This window comes from Bisgaardia hudsonensis, from assembly GCF_004345785.1.
GTDB classification, from domain to species: Bacteria; Pseudomonadota; Gammaproteobacteria; order Enterobacterales; family Pasteurellaceae; genus Bisgaardia; species Bisgaardia hudsonensis.
In genome coordinates this window covers 43,052-51,382 of sequence record NZ_SLXI01000008.1, presented here as the reverse complement: position 1 = coordinate 51,382, position 8,331 = coordinate 43,052, and the positions used below count along the sequence as shown (strand labels likewise).

Here is an 8,331-nt window from a genome sequence, read left to right as displayed (position 1 = left end):
TTTTTTGCCACTATATCAATATTTTTATCTGCTACAATTTCCACCCCTTTGGCTTCTATATTATTGCCTGATAATAATGCGATATTTTCTGCATTAATTTGCGTACCTTGTTTGCTGATGTTGTGTTTCGCATCATAAGTGGTTTTAGTTTTTTTACTAAATGTTGAGCTATGTGATGAATAATGGTACTCATCATAATCCCCTGTACGAGTAGCACTGTTTAGCACTAAATCATTTTCGGCTAGTGCCATTAATTTTGCTTGAGATTCAAGCTCTGCCCCCTCTGAAGTAATATTTTTCGCTTTTAATACTACATCGCCTTTAGTTTTGATATGACTGACTTCGACATCTTGGACTTTTTCGTTACGATAATGGTTACCGCTACCCATCTTCTCATCAAATCCAACCTCTACAGCGGTTAGATTTATGTTATTTTTTGCAGAAATGTAACTTTGCCCTTGACCATCATTGATAATATCGGCTCCAGTGATATTGACATTATTAGCATTGATTTGTAACTTGCCGTTTTTGCCTTTCACGTAAAGTAGGGCTTTACGGTCAAGAGTGGTTTGTTTACGTTTAAAATCGTATAAATCAACATTTGTGGTTTGTGTTGTAGAGCGGTGGGTTAAATCTCCTGCTACATTCAGCAGTAAGGCACTGTCTGCTTCCATTATGCCGCCGATATTTTCAATATCTCCCTTGATATTTGCACCCAATCTATCCGCAGTGAGTTTGCCACTGTTTTTTAGCCTGTTAGCATTTAGCTGCATAAAATCACGTCCTGCAATCGTGCCTTGATTGAGTATTTCATCAGCATTAATATTGAGTTGCTTACCTGAGATCAAAGTGCCATTACCTGTTATATCCCCTTTACGTACCATAACATACACTTTCGGCACTAATACTTTTTCTACTTTACCATTTGGCAAGGTGATAGTTTGACTTTCAAACCATACAATATCAGAGGTAAGCTGGGCAATCTGCCCTTCACTTAATGAAATACCCGGTGTTAAATTGAATTTTTTCGCAAAGGTAACACCATGATTCATTAAAGCTTTATATTGGTTTTCAAAATTAGAATACTCACCTAAGAACTGGCGACCAGTTAGGCGGTTAATTTGTTCTCTCACTAATTTTTGTTCATAGAAACCATCACCCAAACGTTTAAGCACTTTATTATGATCGTAGCGTAACTGATTAAACATATAATCACTACTTAACCATTTTTGGTGATTGGTAAATTCAGGATCTGTTTCAATTACATAATGACTGTCTGATTTTGGATTGATAATATACAAGCCTTGATTAGGCAAACGTATATCCACTGCAATACTACGAATTTCTAAATCCGTATTTTGTGCAACTTGTGTGTTATCTAATGCCACTTTATGAATAGCTAGTTCACTTAAGCCGTTATTTGCCTCTATTTGCTGTTGTTTTGCTGAAGTTAAGTTATCGGTATCAATTTTTGACACTTCTGGGGTTAATTTTTGATGCTTTTTAGTATCAAAATAAACACTTTCAATATTACGCCCTAATGCTTCTTTGACTTTTGTGATATCAAATGCAGATAAATGATTTAACTCAACATTTGTTTGTTGTTTTTTAATATTATTTTGTTGCTTAACATTAATGTAATCTTTATAAGTGGTTGGATTTGTATGCTCTTTTGTTAGGAAAAGATTCATATCAAACGATTCTTTGTCAATATATGCAAATTCTCCTTCTTGTGAATTTTCCCATTTTCGCTCACCACCATACCATTTTCCATCCCAATAACTAGCATACCAATGCTTAATACCAATATGTTTATCTGTTTTAAAACCTTTTTCATCAATATTTTTGAGCTGTAATCCACTAGATGAGTTAAGTGATTTACCTGCAATAATCACACTTTTATCATTTATTAATGAATTGCCATTCATCTCAATATTTTGACCCGCTAATATTTGCCCTGCTAACGAATTTTTAACAACAGTTCTAAATACTTTATGCTCTTTTACTCTCAATCCCCAACGTTTAGAATAATAACTTGGATAGTTTGAATTATGTGCTTTAATTTTGGCATTTAAAGCATCAATTTTATCTTTATTTCTATCAATCCATTCTTGATACGGTTTAAAGGCTAAATTATATAACTTAACATCATTTCTATAATTTTGTATTTCTGTATAATACTTTTCATATGCTTCCCTACGACTGTCACTGTCATTGAAAAGAGTCAAAAATAAAAATGGATGTTTAGGCATTTTTCTTATTAGGGGTAATGTTTCGACTATCGGTAGTTCATCTGGCTTTTTAATACCAAAATAGTCCCAAATAATATAATCTTTATCATAAATATTTGAATATGGGTGATAACAAATATTCGCTCCTTTTTCACATTTTTTAGCAGCTACTTCTGGGATATATCCGATTTCTAATTCATCTAACGCCAATCTTCGATCTAAATAATGTCTCCATGCATGATCATAAGCACCATCTTCAATATAATCACGATAAAATCTATCCATTTTTACTCTTTTACCTGAGTTAAGATCATTATTCGTTGTATTAATAATTAGGTATTCCGTTTGATTATGATCCCCCTCTTCAGGAAACTCTTTATCCATTGCTTCAAAGTGCTCATTACTATTCACCACTTCCTTAACATTCAACCCAATCGAGCCATTTGCCTCAATAATACTACTCTTATTGTAAAGATGCTCTGCTTTACCTTCGGCTTGATCATTACTATTTAAAGTTCTACCAAAAATAATATCACCTTCACTATAGAGCGTTGAGCCACCTTTTTTATCAGGATTGTAAATAGTGGTATCATTAATAATCTCTTTACCAGCCAAATCTAAACGCTTTCTGGCAGCAATAGTCGCTGATTTATCTTCACCATTAACATGTTCATCTTGGTTTAAAATATTTTCCACCTCCAACGCCACATAATCGCCATAAATTCGACCTGTACCTAAATTATTGATTGCTTTTGCTTCTATAACCGTTTTAGATTGATTATTTTCCGCAAAGCTATTGATTAGCCCTCTGTTAGTAATAGTTTCTTTTGCCGTTACTCTGGTTTCTGCACTGCTGAGTTTCCCCTCTTTGGTGTTTTCAATATTTGTTGCCTTTAAAGTTAAGCGTTCATTTGCGGATAAATTTTTACTATTTTTAATATTACCTTTTGTATCAATGCTTAGACTGGTTTTAGCATTGATATCTTGCTCTGTAACAACATCATCTTTGAGCTTTAACTTAAGATTATCCGCTTCCAAATGCCCATTCATTGAAAGGGATTTTGCATTAATATCAAGGTCTTGTTGTGCCTGTATTTTGCCTTTTTCATTATTGATGGTTAAATCCGTTTTAAAACCATTAATTGCCAAATTACCCCAATCCAATATTTCCCCTGATTGGTTATTAAGGCGTTTAGCGATAGTTAATGTCCCTTGTTTTTGAACATAAATGCCACCTTTATTGTTGTTTAATATTGATGTGTGTAAATTCAGATTTTCAGCTACAATTCCTTGTGCTAATTCAGCTACCGTTGAAACGGTATTTTGGTTGTTTAAATTCTTAGTGGTAATAGTTAAGGTTTTACCAGCCTCAATTAAAGAATCTGTATCAGCCACTTTTTGATTAGCGATACTGTCTTGAATGGTTAGAGTGCTATCTTTCCCTGATTGCACAAATCCAGCTTGGTTATCCAGTTGTTTCGCTTTAACTGAAAGACGACCTACTGCCTGTATTTTCCCATCTTTTTGATTATCAATAACTGCATTAATAGCGGTAATATTATTATCATTATTTGCAAATAATTTACCTTGAGTATTGGTAATATTGCCACTATTGAGGTTAAGATTTTTTCCTGCAACTACCTCACCTTGCTGGTTATTTAAGACTTGAGATTGAGCGTTTAAGTCAATATTGCCCTGTTGAGTATAAATTATACCTAACTGGTTATTTATGCCTTTTGCTGATAGGTTAATATTATTTTTTGCTTCAATACCACCTTTGGTATTATTAAATTCACCTTGTGTATTGATATTTACATTTTGATTGACAGAGCCAATATACCCCTGTTGGTTATTAATCAATTTTGAAGTTAAAGTAACATCGTTATTTCCTTTAATTGCACCTATTAAATTATTAATATTTTCAATAATGGTTAATGCAAGATGAGAAGTGGATAATACTTTACCTTGTTGAGAATTATCAAAGGTATTTGCAGACACCTGTACCCCATTCGCACTAATTCGACCTGCTTGGTTATTAATATTATCTTTAATTTTAAGGGTTTGATTTTGCTGTCCTGTAATAATCCCTTTGGAATTATCAATATTTTCTGCGGTAATTTGCTGTGTTTTACCACTGGCAATGACACCTCGTTGGTTCGCCAAACCTTGTGTAGTAACAATTAGTTCACCCTGTGCAATAATTCCTTTCGATTTAGTTGGGTCGGTAACTTGAGTATTTTTATTAATTAAATTTCCTTGATGGGTATTTACCGCTAAACCATCTTGGCTTTGTAATAAACCTTGTGTATTATCTAATTCACCACTGGTAACCGTTAAATCTGTTTTTGCCCCAATTTTTCCTTGCAAATTATTCAATTTTTGCTCATGGGTATTTATAACCGCACTGCCCTCTGAAACTATTAGCCCTTTTTCATTATCCATACCTGTTGCGGTAATATCGATACTATTTTGTGCTGCAATTTGGCTTTCTTCATTACTTAACGTTTCTTGAGCGGTTAAAACAACTTTTTGTCCATTGATATTACTTTGGTTATTACTGGTAATCGTTTTATGAGAAGTAACAATAAGATTTTTCGTTGCTTGAATAATACCTTTATCTTGAACTAAATCAGTTGTATTAATGGTGGTATTTTCTCCCGCAATCGCACCACTATTATTAGTGATTTCACCTGCATTAATACTCAGATTTGCCCCTGAAACTACTTTGCCTTTTGTGTTATTAATATTTTGTTGATGAGTATCTACTTTCGCGGTTTTACTAGTTTGGATCACGCCTTGAGCGTTATTTATTTCACCAGTAGAAAGAGCTAATTCACCATCGGTAATAATTTTACCTTGTGTATTATCAATTGCTGTTTCATTTGTATCTAAACTTAAGTTGTTTTTAGATTGAATTAAACCTTTGATGCTTTCAATGTTTCCTGTCTTTAAATCTAACTGATTACCTGCAATGACTTTTCCTTCCGTGTTAGTTAATTGTCGTTGATGAGTATCTAGTTTGATATTTGCCGTTTCAGAAAGCAATATGCCTTTAGTATTATTTAACGATTGGCTATCTATGGTTAAATTATTAGTTGCTGAAATCTCACTTTCACTATTATTGATGTTTTTTGTTGCTGTGATTGCTGTGGTATTACCTGTAATCACACTGTTATTGGTACTAGTTAACGCACTCAAAGACAACGCCAATTTTGTTGCACTGACTACGCCTTGAGATTGAGTTAAATTACCTATTAAATCAATATTAAGCTGTTTTATAGCGGTCACTTTCCCTTGATTATTTCCAATATTTTGTGCATTTAAATCAAAGTTGCTATTAGTTTGAATTTCCCCTTGTGTATTGGTGATATTTTGAGCCGTAATAGATAAATCCTGCCCACTAGCAATTCGTCCTGTTGTATTCTCAATATCTTTTGTTTTTAAGGTTAATGTTTCTAATGCTGTAATCCCTTTCTCTTTTTCTGCTTTGGTTTGTTTAGTTTGCGTATTAATTAAATCTTGGTGATGAGTATCAATAACAACAGTTTTCCCATAAACTGTACCTTGATAGTTATTAATAACACCACTATCTACGGTTAAATCAGTTTTTGCTCCAATTTGCCCCTGCGTATTATTTAATGCTTCTTTATGCGTATTTATATTGATGCTTTGCGTTTCACTGCTAATCACACCTTTCGTATTATCTAATCGCAGTGAAGAGAGTGTAATACCTTTATTGGCTAAAATCGTACTTGATTTATTTGATAAATTTTGTTCAGTTAAAATATCAAGTGTATTCGCTAAAATTTGACTGCTATTTTCAGACTGTATTTGATTCGCTCTAACAGTTAATTCACTAGCTTTTATTACCCCTTTTTGTTGCAATAAATCATTTGAAAGAGTTAATTTTGCCTCTTGGTTTGCATTAATTTCACCTTGATTATTAGTAATATTCGTTGCTTTAACCTCAAGGCTCGTTTCAGTTTGAATTTTACCCTGAGTATTATTAATATCCGTAGCCGTAATTTCTTGTTTGTCTTTACTCGCAATACGCCCTTGTTGATTATCTATTTTCGCTGTTTTTAGGTTAATTAAACCTTGTGCCACTATTCCGTTTTCTAAGGTTTCGTTATTGCTAAAGAGTTTTCCATTAGTATCAATCTCTAAATTTTTTCCTGTTTGAATTAACCCTTTATCATTATTTAATTCACCTGAATTAATAGTTAAATTGTCTTTTGAAGAGATAATACCTTCTGTAGATGTCAGTTTATCAGAAACCTTAATATCAAGAATTTGACCACTTAATAATACCCCTTTGGTATTTTCTAACACTTTAGTTTTAATATCGAAATTACCCTGCGTACTAATCTGTCCACCACTGTTTTTAATACTGTCCGCAGTTAAATTAAAATCCGCTTTTCCTGTTTGCTCCCAAGTGGTATTTCTGGTGTTCAGATTTTGTTGCTTCGTAGTTATTTTTTCAGCTTTTAAATTACTGTTTTGAGTAAAAAGTGTTTTGGGTGTAGTTAAATCCAACCTATTTTTTGCGGTAATTTTGGCAGAGTTTGTTGTAATATCTCCTTCTAGTGCGGTCACTTTTACATCATAACCACTACTTTGGCTATTATCTAAATTAACCGTCGTTGCATTAACCTCTAATTTTCCAGAAGCAATATTTTTACCCTGTAAAGTGGTTGATTCTGTCGTGTGAACGGTAATATTTTTACCTACTTCACTTTGTGTTTCTAAATGACGATTTTCACCTTTCTCTGTTTGAGTAATTTCGACCCCTGAGGCAATAATAGACGAAGTGCTTGCATTCACATTTTGAGCAGTGTAATCAATTTGTTTCTTAGCGACGGTTTCACCTTGTTGAGTAATGTTTTTATCTGCTTTAATTTTAATATTGCCTTTTTGCGCAATCACTGAGCCATCTTGTTTAAGATTACCTTTGGTTTTAATCTGAATATCGCTTTGTTTGGCTTCAATTTTTCCTGTATTTTCAATATCAAAATTTGTACTAACCTTAATCTGTTGGCTGGCATTGATAACACCTGAATTGATAATTTTTCCATTAACATCAATAATCGCTTCACCAACACCTGCACCAATATGACCCGCATTATGTACACCGAGCCCTTGCTCAGTTCCCACTAAGTGGATTTTCCCTGAATACATTCCCCCTAACTCACTCACATCAACCGCGTATTGAGAAGGACTTGACGAACTAAGCTGTTTCTTAGTATGAGTAATTTGCAAATTTTTATCCGCATCTGACCGTTTAATAGTGTTTTGACCTGTAACAATAGATAGCTTTTTATCACTCCAAATCCCTGCATTAATTTTTGCTTTTTGTGAAAGAATTTCTGTATAATCCACTTGGCTATTATCTAAGCCTTTACCTGAAACCGAGATAGTTCCTTTTTCAACAGTAATACTTTCAATCTTTCCATCAGCTATTTTAGGTTGCCCTGTAGTAATAGTAACACGGTTAGAATTAATAACCCCACAACCTTGACACGAAATCCCAGACGGATTAGCAATAATCACTTCCGCCTTTTTACCTGCTACTTCCACATAGCCTTTCATTAAGCTTGGGTCAGTCGAATTAACTTCATTTAAAATAACTTTTGCCTCACCACGAGCCAAATAAGGATTACCTTGCACATAACCACCTAATTGCGTTTTCGCCGTTTTACTGCTGTTATTTAAAATCGCCCCTTTGGTATCCACATCAAATTTTGAATATTTATTATGAGAAAGTCCTTTACTATTAGGGGTTTGGATATTTACTTGCGGAATACCGTTAGCTGTTTGTAACACAATTGGCTGGGTAGATTTAGGTGCGGTAGCATCTGCTTTTATAATTAACGTATCAGCAAAAGAAGAAGACACAAAACCTAATGCACAGAATATACTAAAACAAAGTGGCTTAATACAAGCGATCACATTACCAACAAAATTTGCAAATTTTGAGCTACTTCCAGAATGCTTACCTTCCGCCTTGCTAAGCTCAGATACCACAATTAAACGGTTTAACGTTTTACTAAAAATTACTCGATAACAATGCTTATTCATAATGCGTTCCTTTCTTTAATTT

1 protein-coding gene is annotated in these 8,331 nt (G+C 33.6%); it reads right to left on the bottom strand.

Annotated features, from left to right (window positions below):
• Positions 1-8,309: two-partner secretion domain-containing protein (locus tag EV697_RS09285; protein WP_132024931.1), on the bottom strand; the 8,309-nt coding region annotated here is incomplete at its 3' end.
• Positions 8,310-8,331: the final 22 nt, after the last annotated feature.